This window comes from Victivallis sp. (assembly GCF_048170485.1).
Taxonomy (GTDB): Bacteria; Verrucomicrobiota; Lentisphaeria; order Victivallales; family Victivallaceae; genus Victivallis.
The window spans coordinates 1-14,868 of record NZ_DBEXAY010000124.1; the positions used below are offsets into that span (position 1 = coordinate 1).

The following is a 14,868-nucleotide window of genomic DNA, read 5'->3' on the forward strand; positions in this document are numbered from 1 at the left end:
ATGACTTGAAAAGTCGCCCCACCTGTGGCACCTTATCTGCCGGGAGGCCGAATCGTGACGAAGAAAATCACCATGCAGGATCTGGCAAGGGAAGCCGGTTGCTCGCGTCCGCAGGTGTCGCGGGCTTTCAATGGAAAACCCAACGTCTCTCCGGAGGTGCGCGCCCGGGTGCTGGCGGCGGCCGAGCGGCTCAACTATCGGAACACCGCGAACCGTCATCAGGTCCGGATCGTCGTCATCGTCCGCGACACCAGCGGCATGTACGGCCCGCTGATGCTGGATGCCCTGGTGAAAAACGCCTGCGCCCGGAAATGGGTCTGTCACACCGTCTTCGAACAGAATATCCATGAAATTCCCGACTGCTTCTACGACGGCGCCGTCTCCCTGATCTTCAACAAAAGCTGGGCAAGAAAGTGGGTCGAGGAACGGGCGACGCCGCTGGTCATGATCAACAGCTACGGTACCGCGTTCGATAAAATCTGCTCCATCGATCCGGATTCCAGCGACGGAAGCCGGATTGTCCTGCAGCATCTGCAGCAGCTCGGCCACCGCCGGATCGCCCGAATCCATTTCGTCGACGTCGAAGAGGAGAAATACCGGCGCGGTCAGGAGGAGTTTCTGCAGGAGGCCGCCCGGCTCAAGCTGGGTGATTCGGTACGGAACTTCCAGTTCATCCTCTCGGAGACTTCGCTGGAAGATGGCATCAAAGCGGTTCTTTCGCAGGGCTTCACCGCCATTCACATGATCCATCAATCGCTGGGAATTCCGGCGGCAAAAATCATTCAGAGCGCCGGATACCGGATTCCGGAGGATGTCTCACTGGTCACCTTCGAACTGCCCCACATCTCCAACTACCTCACTCCGGCCCACACCACGATCGATTTCAACTATCCGGAGATGGCCCGGCGTGCTCTGGATGAACTGCAGCTGAAAATGCACGGCAAAGAGTCCGACGGCGGCGCGATTCTCGTGCCGAATCTGCTCCATATCCGCGAATCCACCGGCCCCTGCCGCGCGTGAAGAATTCAAATGGAAAACGGGAGCCTCCCTTTGCGGAAAAGCTCCCGTCCCCTCCCCTTGCCGGAATTCCGGCAGGGGAGTTATTCCCACTCGATCGTGCCCGGCGGTTTCGCGGTGATGTCGTAGACCACCCGGTTCACGCCGTCCACTTCACGGACGATGCGCTCCATCATCGTCTCCAGCAGTTCCCACGGCAGGCGCACCACCTGCGCGGTCACCGCGTCCACGCTGTTGATCGAACGGATCGCAATCACATAATCGTACGAGCGTTGCCCGTTCTTGATTCCGACCGTCTTGACCGGGACGAAGATCGCGAAGGTCTGCCAGGTTTTGTGGTACCAGCCGGCCTTGGTCAGCTCCTCGGTCACGATCGCATCCGCCTCGCGCAGCATCGCCAGCGTATTGCGCTCGATCGGCCCGACATGGCGGACGCCGAGCGACGGCCCCGGGAACGGATGGCGGTCGATGAGTTCGGAGGGCAGACCGAGCATCCGCCCGACCGCGCGCACCTCGTCCTTGAACAGCCGTTCGACCGGCTCCACCAGCTTGAACTTCATGTCCTTCGGCAGGCCGCCGACGTTGTGATGGCTCTTGATGACACCGTTCGGATTGCCGTCCAGCGGAATGCTTTCGAGAATGTCCGGATAGATCGTCCCCTGCCCGAGGAACGGCGCGTCGATCTTCGCCGCCGCTTCCGCAAAGACGTCGATGAACTCCTTGCCGATGATCTTGCGCTTCTGCTCCGGATCAGCGACGCCCTTGAGCTTGTCGAGGAAGCGGTCGGAGGCGTCGATGTACCAGAGATTCATGTCGAAATTGCGGGCGAAGATCTTCTGCACCATCTCCGGCTCATTCTTGCGCAGCAGCCCGTGGTTCACGAAGACGCAGGTGAGCTGTTTGCCGATCGCCTTGTGGATCAGCGCCGCCACCACCGAGGAGTCCACGCCGCCGGAGAGGCCGAGCACCACCTTCTGGTCGCCGACCTGTTTCCGGATGTCCGCGATCGCCTCGTCGATGAAACGCTCCATGGTCCAGCTGCCGGTGCAGCCGCATCGGGTCCGGCAGAATTCGACCGCCTCCTCGACCTTGCCGGCCACGCCGCCGCAGAGATCGAGTGTCGGCAGTTTCAGGGCGTCGAATTTCGCCCGTGCCTCCGGCCGGGCCGGAACTCCCGCATCAGCGCAGAGAATCAGTCCAACCGGAGCCTCCTGCATCACACGTTCCGCCGGAACGGTGTACGGCATGACCATCGTATAGATGTGCCGATCCCGGATGGCGCGGGCGAATTTCTGAATCTCTTCACAGCCGAAATTCACCAGCACTACAGTTTCAGGTGTCTGTTTCATACTCTCCTTCCCGGTTTGATTGAGGATGGAGTAACATAGCGCCCCTTTTCAGGAAATGCAATTGAAACCACTCCCGATTCCCTGAAAAAACAGAGGACCGGAAATTCCGTCAGAGCCGGAGACACCTCTTCCCGCCGGCCGGGCGATGTCGTCAACCAAAACGCCTTCAGCGCTCCACCACGGCTTCCCGCCGGATGTCCCGCGAACTTGCGCCGAACCGGAGGCGATAGCGGCCGGGAACCACGAACCACTCCCGCTTTTCCGGATGGTAGATTGCGAAGCTCCGCGCATTCAGACGGAACTCCGCCTCCCGGCTTTCGCCCGGCTCCAGCGCGACCTTCTCGAACCCTTTCAGCTCCTGCGCCGGACGCTGGAATTCCGACTCCGGCGGCGCGATGTAGAGCTGGATTGTCTCCCGTCCGGCACGGCTGCCGGTGTTGGTGATCTTCATCCGCACCACCACCGCATCGCCGTCGGTTTCGACGACGGGCTCTCCGTACTCGAAACTGGTATAGCTCAAGCCGTGGCCGAAGGGGAAGAGCGGCTCGATCCCCTTCGTGTCGAACCAGCGGTACCCCATCAGCAGATCCTCCGCATAGTGGCAGATCAGCGGCTGATAGTCGTTGAGCGCGTGCGCCGGGCTGTCGGCGAGCCGTTTCGGGAAGGTGAAGGGCAGTTTGCCGGAGGGATTCACCCGGCCGAAGAGCACGTCGGCAATCGCGTTGCCCGCCTCCATCCCGGCGTACCACATCTGAACCACCGCCGGAACCTCATCGATCCACGGCATCTCCACCGGAGAGCCGCCGACCAGCACCACCGCGAGACGCGGATTGATCTTCGCCAACGCGGAAATCAGTTCGTTCTGCCCGTCGTGCAGCGCCATATCCTTGCGGTCGCTCCCCTCGGCGTCGAAGGTGTGGTTGAGTCCGCCGAAGAAGAGCACCGCGTCCGCTTCGCGCGCCGCGGCGAAAAGCTCCTCATCCTTCACCTCCGCCGCGCTGACACCGCCCGGAACCGCGGTCAGACGGACCGGATAGACCGGCATCCCGACATGGAGAACGATCGGAATCTCCATCTTATAGCTGTGCCCGGCCTCCAGCATCACGGTCGCCGAACCGCAGACATTCTGCTCGCTCTTGCAGTTCTCCACAAAATTGACCCCTTCGCAGCCGAGGCACGCCTGCGAACAACCGTCGAGGAAGAAGGTCCACGCTTCGCTCTTCTTCGGGGTGAGCACCCCTTTGAACAGGACGCCGAAGTCCTTACCGCGGAGCTCCTCCGGCAGATCCTTCTCCGGGTCGAACTCCGGCGACTCCACCGGCAGCGTCCGCACCGGCACGCCGGAACGGTGGTGATTGTCGTAGATTTCGCAGATCCAGCCGCGGGTTCCCGCGCCGGCGTCGACGATCTCCATCAGCGAACTCGGAACCGGCTTCCCGGCGTTGTTGCCGGCCGGATAGCCGCGGAAACTCCGGATTTCCACCTCCGTCCCCGCCAGCAGATTTTTCAACCCCTCCAGCGGCGTCACTTCGTACAATGCCTTGACCGCCGAACTGTGGCCGCCGAAATGGTGGCGGCAGTCGGCGTTGTCACCGACCACCAGAAGTTTGCGAATCTTTCCGGCGTCGAGCGGCAGCAGACTCGTTTCATTCTTCAGAAGCGTGATCGCCTCCGAAGCGATGGCGCGGGCGGCGGCCTGGTGCGCCGGCGTATTCCGCTCTCCGGCCGGACGTGGGTTCCCGTCGCCGATCATGCCGAGCCGGAACATCAGCCGCAGAATCCGGCGGACCTTGTCGTCGAGCACCGCCATTTCAATTTCGCCATTCTCGACCGCGCGCAGGAAGGGATCGGCCAGGTGGTAGTTGCAATACTCCTCGCCGGTGCCCATTTCAATATCCATGCCGTTGCGGGCGGCCTCGAAGGTGTCGGTCACCCCCGCCCAGTCGGAGATGACCACGCCGTCGAACCCCCACTCCTTCTTGAGAATCTGGTTGAGCAGATAGTCGTTCTGACAGCACTTCTGCCCGCGGAAACGGTTGTAGGCCCCCATCAGCGTCATCGCGCCGCCGCGAATCACCGCCGACTCGAATGCGGGCAGATAGAGCTCCCGCAGCGCCCGCTCCGAACAGGTGGCGTTCACATCGTGCCGGCGCAGCTCCTGGCTGTTGAGCGCGAAATGCTTCACGCAGGCGGCGGTTCCCTGCGACTGGATTCCCTGAATCGACTCCGCCGCCAGCTCCCCGGCCTGATAGGGATCCTCGCCGTAGTACTCGAAGTTGCGGCCGCAGAGCGGACTGCGCACCATGTTGACGCCGGGCCCGAGGATCACATCCTTGCCCCGGTCGCGCGCCTCCGAGCCGAGCACCTCGCCGAACAGCCGGGCGCACTCCCGGCTCCAGGTGGCGGCAAGTGCGGTTCCGGTCGGCAGATAGGTGGCGCAATCCTGATCGCCGCCGACCGCGTCCCAGCTGTCCGCGGCGATCTCCTCGCGCACACCGTGCGGGCCGTCGGACATCGAAAGCGGCGGAATCCCCAGCCGCGGCACGCCGCCGGAGGTGAACTTGGTCACCGCGTGGCACATATTGACCTTTTCCGCCGGAGTCATTTTCTCCAGCAGGGCTTGAATCTGTTGTTCCATCTGGGCGTTCGACATAAAAATACCTCTCGTTACAATCTTTCAAGAAAGTTTTTCCAAAAGATACCCCTTCCGGCGGGAAAAAACAAGCCGGAATTCGGAATTTTCCCTGAACTTCCCGACGAAAAAAGGAGCGGGCCGACATGCGCCTCCCGCTCCCAGTTGCAGAAATCCTGCCTCTTACCGCGCCGGTTCCGTCTGCAACGCCTCCGCGAAATCCTCCTCCGGGACACTGCCCAGCCGGAGGTTGAAGAGCCGTTCCATGATCTCCCGCATCTCCGGCGTGACGAAGGCCGGCAGCACCGGTCCGAAGCGGATGTCCCGAAATCCGGCGGAAAGCAGGGCCAGAAGAATCGCCACGGCGCTCGGCCCATGCCAGGAGAAGAAGATGGAGAACGGCACCAGCTCCGCCGGCAGATCCAGCGCCACGCCGAGCGTTTCCAGCAGCTCCAGCACCGCGATGATATCGGTGCACTGCCCCACGTCGAGCAGCCGGGGAATCCCCTCGATCTCGCCGGTGACCTTGGCCCGCAGCCGGCACTTCGCGCATCCGAGCGTGAGCACGATGCAGTCCGCCGGCACCGCCCGGGCCAGCGACGAACTGTACTCCTCCCCGAGCAGCGGACTGTCACAGCCGCCGATCAGGAAGAGGCGGCGCACCTTTCCGGAGCGAATCAATCCGGCCAGTTTTCCGGCGAGCCGTTCCAGCGCCGTCCTCCCGTAACCGACGGCGAGGCCCCGCCGGGGCAGCACATCGTCCGGGAAGCCCGGCAGCGCGTTCGCCGCTTCGATCAATGCGGAGAAATCCCCGTCCTTCAGATGCGGCGCGCCGGAGACAAACGCGGTTCCGCAGGTGAAGAAACGCGGGGCATATTCCGGGAGGGGCGGCATCACGCAGTTGCCGGCGGCCAGCACCGGTCCGGGGAAGCGTTGAAAATCCCGCTGCTGATCCTGCCACGCTCCGCCGAGATGGCCCGCCAGACGGGGATTCTCATGCAGTTTCGGATATCCGTGCGCCGCGAGGAGCTCCCCGTGGGTATACACGTTGATCGCGGTTCCGGAAAGCGCGTCGAGCAGGCCGGCCAGCGCCCCCAGGTCGTGGCCGGTCACCAGCACCGCCGCACCTTTCCGGGGGCTGCAGCAAACCTCCACCGGCACGGGGTCGCCGAATTCGGCGGTCTGCACCCGCCCGAGCAGATCCATCGCGGAACGGGCGGCGCTCCCGCAATCGAGCAGCAGTTTGAGCATCTCGCGCGGCTTGAGATCCGGATGCAGCGAATAGGCAAGAGCACGCCTCAGATAGGCGAAAATCCGCTCATCCCGGCCGCCGAGACGGAGCACCCGGCTGTAGAAGACGGCGATGCCACGGATTCCGGTAAAGAGCAGCGCCAGACGGGCGGCCAGTTCGTTCCCGAGCCGCAGGCGGCCGCCGGCGATCCCGCTGCGCTCCGCGAGCTCCAGCTGGTCGAACCGGCTCTGCGGAAAGGGAATGCCGCACGCCGTCGCCACCTCGCCGCAGAGCCGGCGCAGTTCCTCCTCGTCAAAATTGGTTCCGGCCGCCGTAGCGGCGAGCGCGGTGACAATCAGGCGATCGAGACGCTCCGACGACGAGCTCCGCTCCACCATCTGGCGCGCCAGCTTCCGGGCGAAGTCCAGCAACAGATTCTGAAACGCCGCAACTTCGGGACTTCTGCCGCAAACGCCGCCTCCGCCGCCCGAACAGCCGACTCCGTTCTCCGCCAATTCACAATCCAGACACAACATGCTGCACCTCCCCCTCTTTCCGGTGAGCAGGCTGGAGCGCTGCGTCTCCGCCCGCTCTGATGAACTCATGTCGAGTGTTTTCATTTCAAGTATAGGGGCCGAATTCGATTTTTTCAAGCCGTCTCACAGGAAATTCACACTTTTTCCCCGCCGCGGCTTGAGATATCGCCCCCGCCGCGGTACATTACCGGAAACACAATTTCAGGAACTTCCATCATGGACATCGATCGCATTGCCGACTACCTCGGCACCTTCTACCGCCCGGCAGAGCATCCGGCTCTCGACGCCCAGCTCCGCCTCTGGCGGGAAACCCGTCCCTTCGCCGGGGCAAAACTGCTTGACGGCACCCCGGTCTTCCGCAACACCATGGTCAAATACCTCGCCCTGCTCGCCGGCGGCGCCGATCTCACCGTCTCGGTCGGGAAGGGAATTCCGCACGACCCGGCGCTTCTGCCCTTGCTGGAAAAATTCGGGTTCCGCATCGCGGACGACGCGGCCAGACGCGAAACCTACGACGTCGTGCTCGACTGCGCCGGAGTTCACGCCGACACGCCGGTGCGGCGCGGCTTCGTCGAACTCACCCGGTCCGGCATGTACCGCTACCGGAACGCGGCGCGCCCGGTCTTCCTCGCCGACGAAAGCCGGATCAAAGTGATCGAAACCGGCCTCGGCACCGGCGACGGATTCCGCCGCGGCATGGCGAAATTCGGCTTCGGCGACTTCCGCGGCAGAAGAATCGTCCTCTTCGGGTGCGGCAAAGTCGGGCGCGGCATCGCGCTGCACGTGCTCGACGGCGGCGCGGAACTTGTCGTCGTCGACCGCGAAACAGTTCCGGTCCCCGCCGGAAGCCGCCTGATCCGCCTCGACGACCGCGCGGAGGTGGAGACCGCGCTCGACGGCGCGTGGTGTGTGGTCACCGCCACCGGAATCCGCCACGCCCTCTCCGGGAAGTTCGATGCGGCCAAACTGATCGCTTCGAAGACGATTCTCGCCAACATGGGCGTGGAAGATGAGTTCGGGCCGGAGATTCCCGAAACGCGGGTGCTCAACCGGAAACAGCCGCTCAACTTCGTGCTGGAGGAGCCGACGCTTCTCAAATACATCGATCCCACGATGGCGCTCGACAACCTCGGCGCCCTGCAGATTCTGACGCACGACATGCCCGCCGGGCTCAATCTGCCGACGCCGGAGCAGGAGGAGGCGATTCTCCGCACCGTGCGCGAAGCGGGCGAGATTACGAAAGAACTCGACGGTCTGGAGGCGATGCGCTGAATCATGAACTCCACTCTGCTGCTCAAAAACATTCAGCTCGAAGGCGAATGCTGTGATATTCTGATCGAAGGGAACCGCATCCGGCAGATTGCCGCCGGCATCTCTCACCCGGCGGACCGGGTGCTCGACGGAGGCGGCCGCCTGGCCGCGGTGCCTCCCTTCTTCAACGTCCACACCCACGCGGCCATGACGCTGCTGCGCGGCTACGCCGACGACATGGAGCTCTTCACCTGGCTCAACGACTACATCTGGCCCGCCGAAGCCCGGCTCACGCCGGAGGACATCTACCACGGCACCCGGCTGGCGATCCTCGAGATGATAAAAACCGGCACGGTGTTCTTCTCGGATATGTACTGGCATCAGAAGGAGGCGATCCGCGCCGCCGTCGAAATGGGCGTGCGCGCCGCCATCGGGCTGCTCTACATCGCAGGGCCCGACGGACAGCTGCTCGAACGCAACCGCCGCGCCAACGCCGAACTGCTGGAACTGGTCCCCGCCCTGCCCGACCGGATTACGATCACCCATGCGCCGCACGCGATCTACACCGTGCCGGAACCGCTGCTGCGCGAAGTTGCCGCAACGGCCGCCGCGGACGGGCGATATATCCACATTCACGCGTCGGAAACCGCCCGTGAAGTCGAGGAGTGCCGCGCCGCCCACGGCGGGATGACCCCGATCGCCTATCTCGATTCGCTCGGACTGCTCGGGGAGAAGACGATTCTCGCCCACTGCGTCCACCTCACCGACGAGGATATCCGGCTGATCCGCGAACGGCGGGCGGTCATTGCCCACATGCCCTGCTCGAATATGAAGCTCTGCAGCGGCTGTTTCCGCTTTTACGACGCCTTCGAACGCGGCGGCTGCCGGGTCGCCATCGGCACCGACGGCTGTTCCTCCAACAACAACCTTTCGATGCTCGACGAGATGAAGTTCGCGGCGCTCTCCGCCAAGAACCAGTCGGGACTGCCCACCTCCGGGCGGGATGGCGACATCTTCACCCTCGCCACCCGGGCGGGCGCGGAGGCGTTCGGCATCGACTCCGGCGTCATCGCCGAAGGGAAGCTCGCGGACATTCTGCTCGTCGACCTCGACAATCCCCTGCTGATCGGCGACTACAACCTCACCGCCAACCTGGTCTACTCCGCCGACTCCAGCTGCCTCGACTCGCTGATCTGCGACGGCAGAATCCTGATGGAAAACCGCCGTGTTCCCGGCGAAGCGGCGATTCTGGAGAACGCCCGCCGCGTCTGCCGCAAGATCGGCCATCGCGGCTGAAGAGTTCCGGTTCAGGCGTCGGTTTCCGCCGGAGTCCGGCGGAGCTCTTCGCCGCCGGAACTGCGCCGCCGGTAGGCCGCCGGCGAGATGCCGTTGCAACGGGAGAACACGGCGGAAAAGTGATACCGGTTGGCAAATCCGAGCTCCTGTGCGATTTCGCCGATGGAGCGTTCGCTCGAACGCAGCAGCATCCGCGCCCGGTCCATCTGCGAACGGTTCAGGTACTGCAGAGGCGTAACACCGACGCACTTGCGGAAGAGGTGGGCGTAGTTGCTCACGCCCATGCAGAGTTCGCGGGCGATTTTCCCGTTGGTGCACAGATTGCGCGGCAGGGAATCCAGACGGCTGATCGCCTTCTGAATCCGGGGGTCCATGCTCTCCCGTTCGGCGGCGTTGCGGCGGCGCGGCAGTTCGGCCAGCACCTCAAAAAGGAGTGCGAAAAGCCGCAGCTCCTGCCGTTCCGCCGGGTCGTCGGAGCGGATGATTGTGTGGAGCATCTCCGGTACCGGCAGGAGCGCGACGCGCCGCTCCAGATCGGCAAAACGCGGCCCGGTCATGAAGTGGATGAAGAAGTGGTTCACCGGCCGGACGAGCTGCGAGGAGAAGAAGCTGTAAGGCGGCAGAATCACCACCTGTTCCGGCTCGAGAGAAAAGGTTTCGCCGTCGCAGGAGAGCGTCGCGCCGGACGCGTCATTCCAGTAGAGCCGCCAGAAGGGGCGGATCGGCCACTGGATGCTCCAGTCCGCCAGAAAAAGAAACTGCCACGCCGCGATTTTCAGTTCCGGAATCGCCATCGCCGGGCGGTTCTGATACCTTTTTGCAGGAATCAATATATCATCTCCTGTTTCAGACATTGTTTTCAAACGGTTCCGGAAGTATAATGTATCGCGTAAACCTGAACGAGGCAAGTGATTTCAATGAAAAAGACAAACGATCTTCCGGAATGGTTCCGAAAAAAACGGCTGGGGTTATTCATACACTGGGGCATCTACGCCGTCGGCGGCATCCACGAGCAGGAGCTGTGGCGCTACCGCACCCCGCAGGAGCAATATTACCGCTATGCGGAGAATTTCCGCGCCGCCGCCTTCGATCCGCGCCGCTGGCTGGACGCCATCCAGGAGAACGGGTTCGAATACCTGGTCTTCACCGCCAAACATCACGACGGCTTCTGCATGTTCGACAGCCGCCTCACCGACTTCAACGTGACCCGCACGCCGTTCGGGCGCGACGTGTTCGGGCTGCTCGCGGAGGAGTGCCACAAACGCTCCCTGCCGCTGGTCGCCTACTACTCGGTGGTGGACTGGCACCACCCGGCCTACCCCAACCGCGGGGGGCATCACGAGCTGGTGACCGACCCGGCGCGCCACAACCCCGCCGAATATCTCGAATACATGCGCGGCCAGATCCGCGAACTCTGCACCAATTACGGCCCTCTCCACGGCATCTGGTGGGATATGAATACGGCGGAGCTGGCCGATCCCTCGCTCAACGAGATGGTCCGCCGCCTCCAGCCGGAAGCGGTCGTCAACGACCGGGGGTGCGGTCCGGGCGACTACCTCACCAGCGAACGCTGTGCTCCGGAGGAGAACCGCGGCGCGCTCAAGTTCGAAGGGTGTGACTCCGTAGGGCGGTTCAGCTGGGGCTACCGGCGCGACGAGGACTACTACTCCAGCCGTTTCTTCCAGTCGAAGGTCGCGCTGACGCTGGCGCGCGGCGGGAACTTCCTCATCAACGTCGGCCCGGACGGCGACGGCCGCTTCCCGGAACCGGCGGAGAAGATTCTGATCGAGGTGGGCAGCTGGTACCGGAAGGTCCGCGAGGGGCTGACAGCGACACCGATGCCGCTCATTTCCACCGCCCGTCAGCCGGTCACCGGCGAGCCCGGCGGCGACACCTTCTACTGGATTCTGGAGGAGCCCTCCGCCTCCGCCCGGTTTGTCCTGCCGGGGAAACAGTTCCCGGACATCGCCGAAGCGGAGCTGCTCAACACCGGGGAAAAACTCCCGGTCGCCAGCCGCCGGATCTTCCCGGAATTCTTCACCGAACCGTACCGGACCGTATTCGGCGTACCGGTCGACGCCGGTGAAATCCGCGTTCTGAAGCTCCGGTTCCGCGCGCCGCTTCTGTCGCAGGAAGCTCCGGAAACACCGGTACTGTAAATACGGGAAAACGCAAAGAGAAAACCCTCCCCGGAATGTACCGACGAAAAGAGCGCCCCCGGCTTCTGCCGCGGACGCTCTCTCTTCTTCCGGAACTTCCGGAATGTATCAGTACTCCGGCACCTCCGCCCAGTTCCCGGTGCGGGCGGATTCGTAGACCGCCATCACCAGCACAGCACTGCCGCAGGCATCGGCGATCGTCACCTCCGGAGCGCGGTGCTCCCGGATCGCATCGACCACATCCGCCAGCTGGGCGGTGTGCCCGACGCCGTAGTACTGCTTGCCGACCACCTGCTCTTTGATTTCGAGCGAAAGCGCCTCTTCCACCTCACGGGCGCGCGCCGCATCGAGCCCCTCGACGTGGACCGGCTTCTCGTTGGCATATTCCAGACAGAGCTCCGTGCCGGTGACAGAGAGCATGCTCCGCCACTCCTCCGCGGCGGAGTTGGTCGCATTGACCGTGCCGAAGACACCGTTGCGGAACTCCACCACAAACGCCGCGGAATCCTCCACCTCGATCACCCCCTGATGAGTCAGATTGGCGGTCAGCGCCGAGACACGGCGGATTCCGCCGAAGAGGAAACGCAGCTGGTCAAGGTGATGAATCGCCTGATTGATCAGCACGCCGCCACCCTCGCCGGCGATGGTGCCGCGCCAGGCGTCCTTCTGATAATATTCATTGGTCCGCAGGCAGTTGAAAACAAGATTCACGCCGACAATGCGCCCGAACTTCCCCTCTTCGATCAGCCGCCGGAGCGTGCGGTTCGCCGGCTGGAAGCGGTGCTGAAAAATGCCGGAAACCACCAGTTCCGGATGGCGTTTCGCCGCATCGGTCATCCGCTTGAGATCCTCCGGCACGCGGCCGGGAGACTTTTCGCAGACCACATGTTTCCCCGCTTCGAGCGCATCGATAACGATCTGCGCATGGCTGGCATGGTCGGTGCAGACGCTGACCAGCTCGACCTCCGGATCGGCGAGCAGGTCATGATAGTCGACGGAACGGCGGGCGATGCCGTACTTTTCGCCGAGTTTCTCCATCCGTTCCGGAATGAGGTCGCTGATGTGCACGATTTCGACATCGGGCAGCGCACGGTAGCCCTCCACATGGGTCGGGGCAATGACGCCGCAGCCGATGATCCCGCATTTGATCATGATGAAACAAATCCTATGTAGAACGATTCGAACATGGAGAACCCGTTTCTCCCTATCCTGTTTAATATATCGGACCTAAAGACTTTTTCAAGTTCAATGCGGAGCAACCTTTTCCATTTTTCCGCCCGTTCCGCCGCGAATTGAGAAAAATCGGCGGCGCTTCTTCTTGACTATCCGCACGGCGATGTTATATTAAACTGTTTCATTGTTTTCCGAAAAAATAACGATATGGATGGATTTCATGAAAAACATCGCTGAAAGCGGATTGAAGCTCTTGAAAAAGAGCGAGACGGAAGTGAAAAAACTCTTGCTCCTGAACCATGACAAGGTCTCCATCTATCCGGAGTCCATCCATAAGCTCGGCGAGAGCCTGGTCATGATCGGGCGGGACGAAACCCGACGGTTCCTGCTGGTGGTCGCCAACTGCCCGAAGGCGGTTCCGGAAGGGTTCGAAGGCGAGATGCTCAAGCTCTCCGACGGCGGAGCCGCCCTGATCGGCGACCTCTCCGGCGCCAATGCGGCCGCACTGCGCCGCCACTTCCCCTGGACCGCACCGATAAGTCTGCGCAACCGCCGCTCCACCATCGGCTGCGGCGACCGGCTCGGACTCGCCTCCCGCGGGCACATCCGGGCCGCGCGCAAATTCGAGGTCTCCCCTGTGCTGGCTCAGCAGTCGATGCGTGAACTCTCCATGACCGGCCGCACCTTCCAGAACGTGGTCGATGATGCGGTGTTCATGGTCTTCGAATGCGACTACCGCGAAGGATTCGGTGCCGACGGCGACCATCTGAAAACCATTCCGGATATCGACACCGCGCTGGCGGTGGGGATGCCGATGATCACGCTCGACCTCTCCGAAGTGATGAACGCCGCCGCGGGCGACTGGCCGGAAGCGCAGGTCAATGACGCCTTCGCCGCGCTCGACCCCGCCTATCAGGCCCGGGTGCTCGACGAGTACGGCGACAAGAGCTTCGTAGTCGGCTGCTGCGAAGTCAAGGTGGATGCCGCCACGGCGCGCCGCTGCGCGGTGATGTACACCGCCGCCATCGATTTCGCCGAAAAGGTCTACCACCACATCCGCTCGAAGCGGGGCGACGAGTTCGATCTGGAGATTTCGATCGATGAGACCAGTTCGCCGACCCTGCCCTCGCACCATCTGTATATCGCGCGGGAACTGCGCAAGCGCGCTGTGGAGTTCTCCTCCATGGCGCCGCGGTTCATCGGCGAGTTCCAGAAGGCGATCGACTACATCGGCGACCTGGCCGAATTCGACCGCCAGTTCAAAGTTCACGCTCAGATCGCCCAGGCGTACGGCAACTACAAGGTGTCGGTCCACTCCGGCAGCGACAAGTTCGCGGTCTACCCGACCATCGGGCGCGAAACCAACGGCTATCTCCACCTCAAGACCGCCGGCACCAGCTGGCTGGTGGCGGTGACCGTCATCGCCCAGTGCGACCCGGCGCTCTACCGCGACATGCACCGCTGTGCGCTGGCCAACTTCAACGACATGCTCAAACTCTACCATATCACCGCCGACATCAACCGGATTCCGAAGCTGGAAACCCTCTCCGACGCCGAGCTGCCGAAGCTCATGGAGATGCCGGAAGCGCGTCAGCTGCTGCACATCACCTACGGGCCGATTCTGCGCAGTGAACTGCGCGAGCGCTTCTTCGCGACGCTGCACCGCGAAGAGGCGGCCTACACGGCGGCGATCGAGAAACACTTCGACAAGCATCTGTCGCTGCTGGGGCTGCCCCGGCGCTGAATCCACATTGAACACTGATTTCAACATTCAATCAGAACCAACATCGAAGGAGAAAACATGAGTCTGATGAATTTCTTTGCTGTCGCCGAAAACGCTCCGGCCGCCGCCTCCAGTTCCGTCACCGTCAACGCCCAGGCCGCCGGAACGGCAGCCGGCACCGCGGCGCAGAACGCGCCGCAGCCGAGCATGTGGACCGGGATGCTGCCGATCATCATCGTCTTCGCCGTCATGATCTTCTTCATGATGCGTTCGCAGAAGAAACAGCAGCAGAAACGTCAGGAGATGCTCGACAAGATTGTCAAAGGCAGCCGCGTTCTGCTGAATTCCGGCATGCTCGGCAACGTGACTGAGGTCCGGGAAAAGACCTTCGTCGTGGAAATCGCCGACAAAGTTCAGGTCGAAGTTGTCAAGAACGGTATCGCCGATGTTGTCGAAGAGCAGGCCGCCGCGGAGAAAAAAGCGTAATCAATTCCGGATACA

Annotated in this window: 11 protein-coding genes; 6 read left to right on the top strand and 5 right to left on the bottom strand. The window is 62.7% G+C overall.

Annotation, left to right across the window (positions count from 1 at the left end):
* The first annotated feature begins 54 nt into the window (after positions 1-54).
* Positions 55-1,020, top strand: coding sequence for a LacI family DNA-binding transcriptional regulator (locus tag ACMLHG_RS06480; protein ID WP_417169963.1), 966 nt, complete (start codon positions 55-57; stop codon positions 1,018-1,020).
* Between the two features lie 80 nt (positions 1,021-1,100).
* Here the strand turns inward: ACMLHG_RS06480 and guaA are convergent, their stop codons facing one another.
* The 3 genes from guaA to hcp form a co-directional block, all read right to left on the bottom strand.
* A complete protein-coding gene (gene guaA, locus ACMLHG_RS06485; protein WP_417169964.1) occupies positions 1,101-2,366 on the bottom strand; it encodes a glutamine-hydrolyzing GMP synthase in 1,266 nt (421 codons plus the stop codon).
* Positions 2,367-2,532: 166 nt separating this feature from the next.
* Positions 2,533-5,019 carry a beta-glucosidase family protein gene (locus ACMLHG_RS06490; RefSeq protein ID WP_417169965.1) on the bottom strand — a complete coding sequence of 829 codons (2,487 nt, stop codon included), beginning with the start codon at positions 5,017-5,019 and terminating at the stop codon, positions 2,533-2,535.
* Positions 5,020-5,181: 162 nt separating this feature from the next.
* Positions 5,182-6,834 carry a hydroxylamine reductase gene (gene hcp, locus ACMLHG_RS06495; RefSeq protein ID WP_417169966.1) on the bottom strand — a complete coding sequence of 551 codons (1,653 nt, stop codon included), beginning with the start codon at positions 6,832-6,834 and terminating at the stop codon, positions 5,182-5,184.
* 147 nt (positions 6,835-6,981) lie between these two features.
* Between hcp and ACMLHG_RS06500 the strand changes: the two genes are divergently transcribed.
* Positions 6,982-8,037, top strand: coding sequence for an NAD(P)-dependent oxidoreductase (locus ACMLHG_RS06500; RefSeq protein WP_295810771.1), 1,056 nt, complete (start codon positions 6,982-6,984; stop codon positions 8,035-8,037).
* 3 nt (positions 8,038-8,040) lie between these two features.
* Positions 8,041-9,312, top strand: coding sequence for an amidohydrolase (locus tag ACMLHG_RS06505; protein WP_417169967.1), 1,272 nt, complete (start codon positions 8,041-8,043; stop codon positions 9,310-9,312).
* A gap of 11 nt (positions 9,313-9,323) precedes the next feature.
* On the opposite strand, the gene ACMLHG_RS06510 is transcribed toward ACMLHG_RS06505, so the two are convergent.
* On the bottom strand, positions 9,324-10,142 hold the full coding sequence (locus ACMLHG_RS06510; RefSeq protein WP_295810777.1) for a helix-turn-helix domain-containing protein: 819 nt from the start codon (positions 10,140-10,142) through the stop codon (positions 9,324-9,326).
* An 87-nt stretch (positions 10,143-10,229) separates the two neighbouring features.
* On the opposite strand from ACMLHG_RS06510, the gene ACMLHG_RS06515 reads away from it, so the two are divergent.
* Positions 10,230-11,471 carry an alpha-L-fucosidase gene (locus tag ACMLHG_RS06515; RefSeq protein ID WP_295810780.1) on the top strand — a complete coding sequence of 414 codons (1,242 nt, stop codon included), beginning with the start codon at positions 10,230-10,232 and terminating at the stop codon, positions 11,469-11,471.
* Between the two features lie 108 nt (positions 11,472-11,579).
* Here ACMLHG_RS06515 and ACMLHG_RS06520 read toward each other — a convergent pair whose 3' ends face one another.
* Positions 11,580-12,623: a Gfo/Idh/MocA family protein gene (locus tag ACMLHG_RS06520; protein WP_417169968.1), complete on the bottom strand. Its 1,044-nt coding sequence runs from the start codon at positions 12,621-12,623 to the stop codon at positions 11,580-11,582.
* Positions 12,624-12,864: 241 nt separating this feature from the next.
* Between ACMLHG_RS06520 and ACMLHG_RS06525 the strand changes: the two genes are divergently transcribed.
* On the top strand, positions 12,865-14,388 hold the full coding sequence (locus tag ACMLHG_RS06525) for a tagaturonate epimerase family protein (protein WP_417169969.1): 1,524 nt from the start codon (positions 12,865-12,867) through the stop codon (positions 14,386-14,388).
* A gap of 57 nt (positions 14,389-14,445) precedes the next feature.
* Entirely contained in the window at positions 14,446-14,853 is a 408-nt protein-coding gene (gene yajC / locus ACMLHG_RS06530) for a preprotein translocase subunit YajC (protein ID WP_294434872.1), read from the top strand.
* The last annotated feature ends 15 nt before the right edge of the window (positions 14,854-14,868 follow it).

Coding starts and splice junctions, on each gene's coding strand:
- ACMLHG_RS06515 (WP_295810780.1), top strand. CDS start 10,230: ATGAAAAAGACAAACGATCTTCCGGAATGGTTCCGAAAAAAACGGCTG.
- yajC (WP_294434872.1), top strand. CDS start 14,446: ATGAGTCTGATGAATTTCTTTGCTGTCGCCGAAAACGCTCCGGCCGCC.
- ACMLHG_RS06505 (WP_417169967.1), top strand. CDS start 8,041: ATGAACTCCACTCTGCTGCTCAAAAACATTCAGCTCGAAGGCGAATGC.
- hcp (WP_417169966.1), bottom strand. CDS start 6,834: ATGAGTTCATCAGAGCGGGCGGAGACGCAGCGCTCCAGCCTGCTCACC.
- ACMLHG_RS06500 (WP_295810771.1), top strand. CDS start 6,982: ATGGACATCGATCGCATTGCCGACTACCTCGGCACCTTCTACCGCCCG.
- ACMLHG_RS06525 (WP_417169969.1), top strand. CDS start 12,865: ATGAAAAACATCGCTGAAAGCGGATTGAAGCTCTTGAAAAAGAGCGAG.
- guaA (WP_417169964.1), bottom strand. CDS start 2,366: ATGAAACAGACACCTGAAACTGTAGTGCTGGTGAATTTCGGCTGTGAA.
- ACMLHG_RS06490 (WP_417169965.1), bottom strand. CDS start 5,019: ATGTCGAACGCCCAGATGGAACAACAGATTCAAGCCCTGCTGGAGAAA.
- ACMLHG_RS06520 (WP_417169968.1), bottom strand. CDS start 12,623: ATGATCAAATGCGGGATCATCGGCTGCGGCGTCATTGCCCCGACCCAT.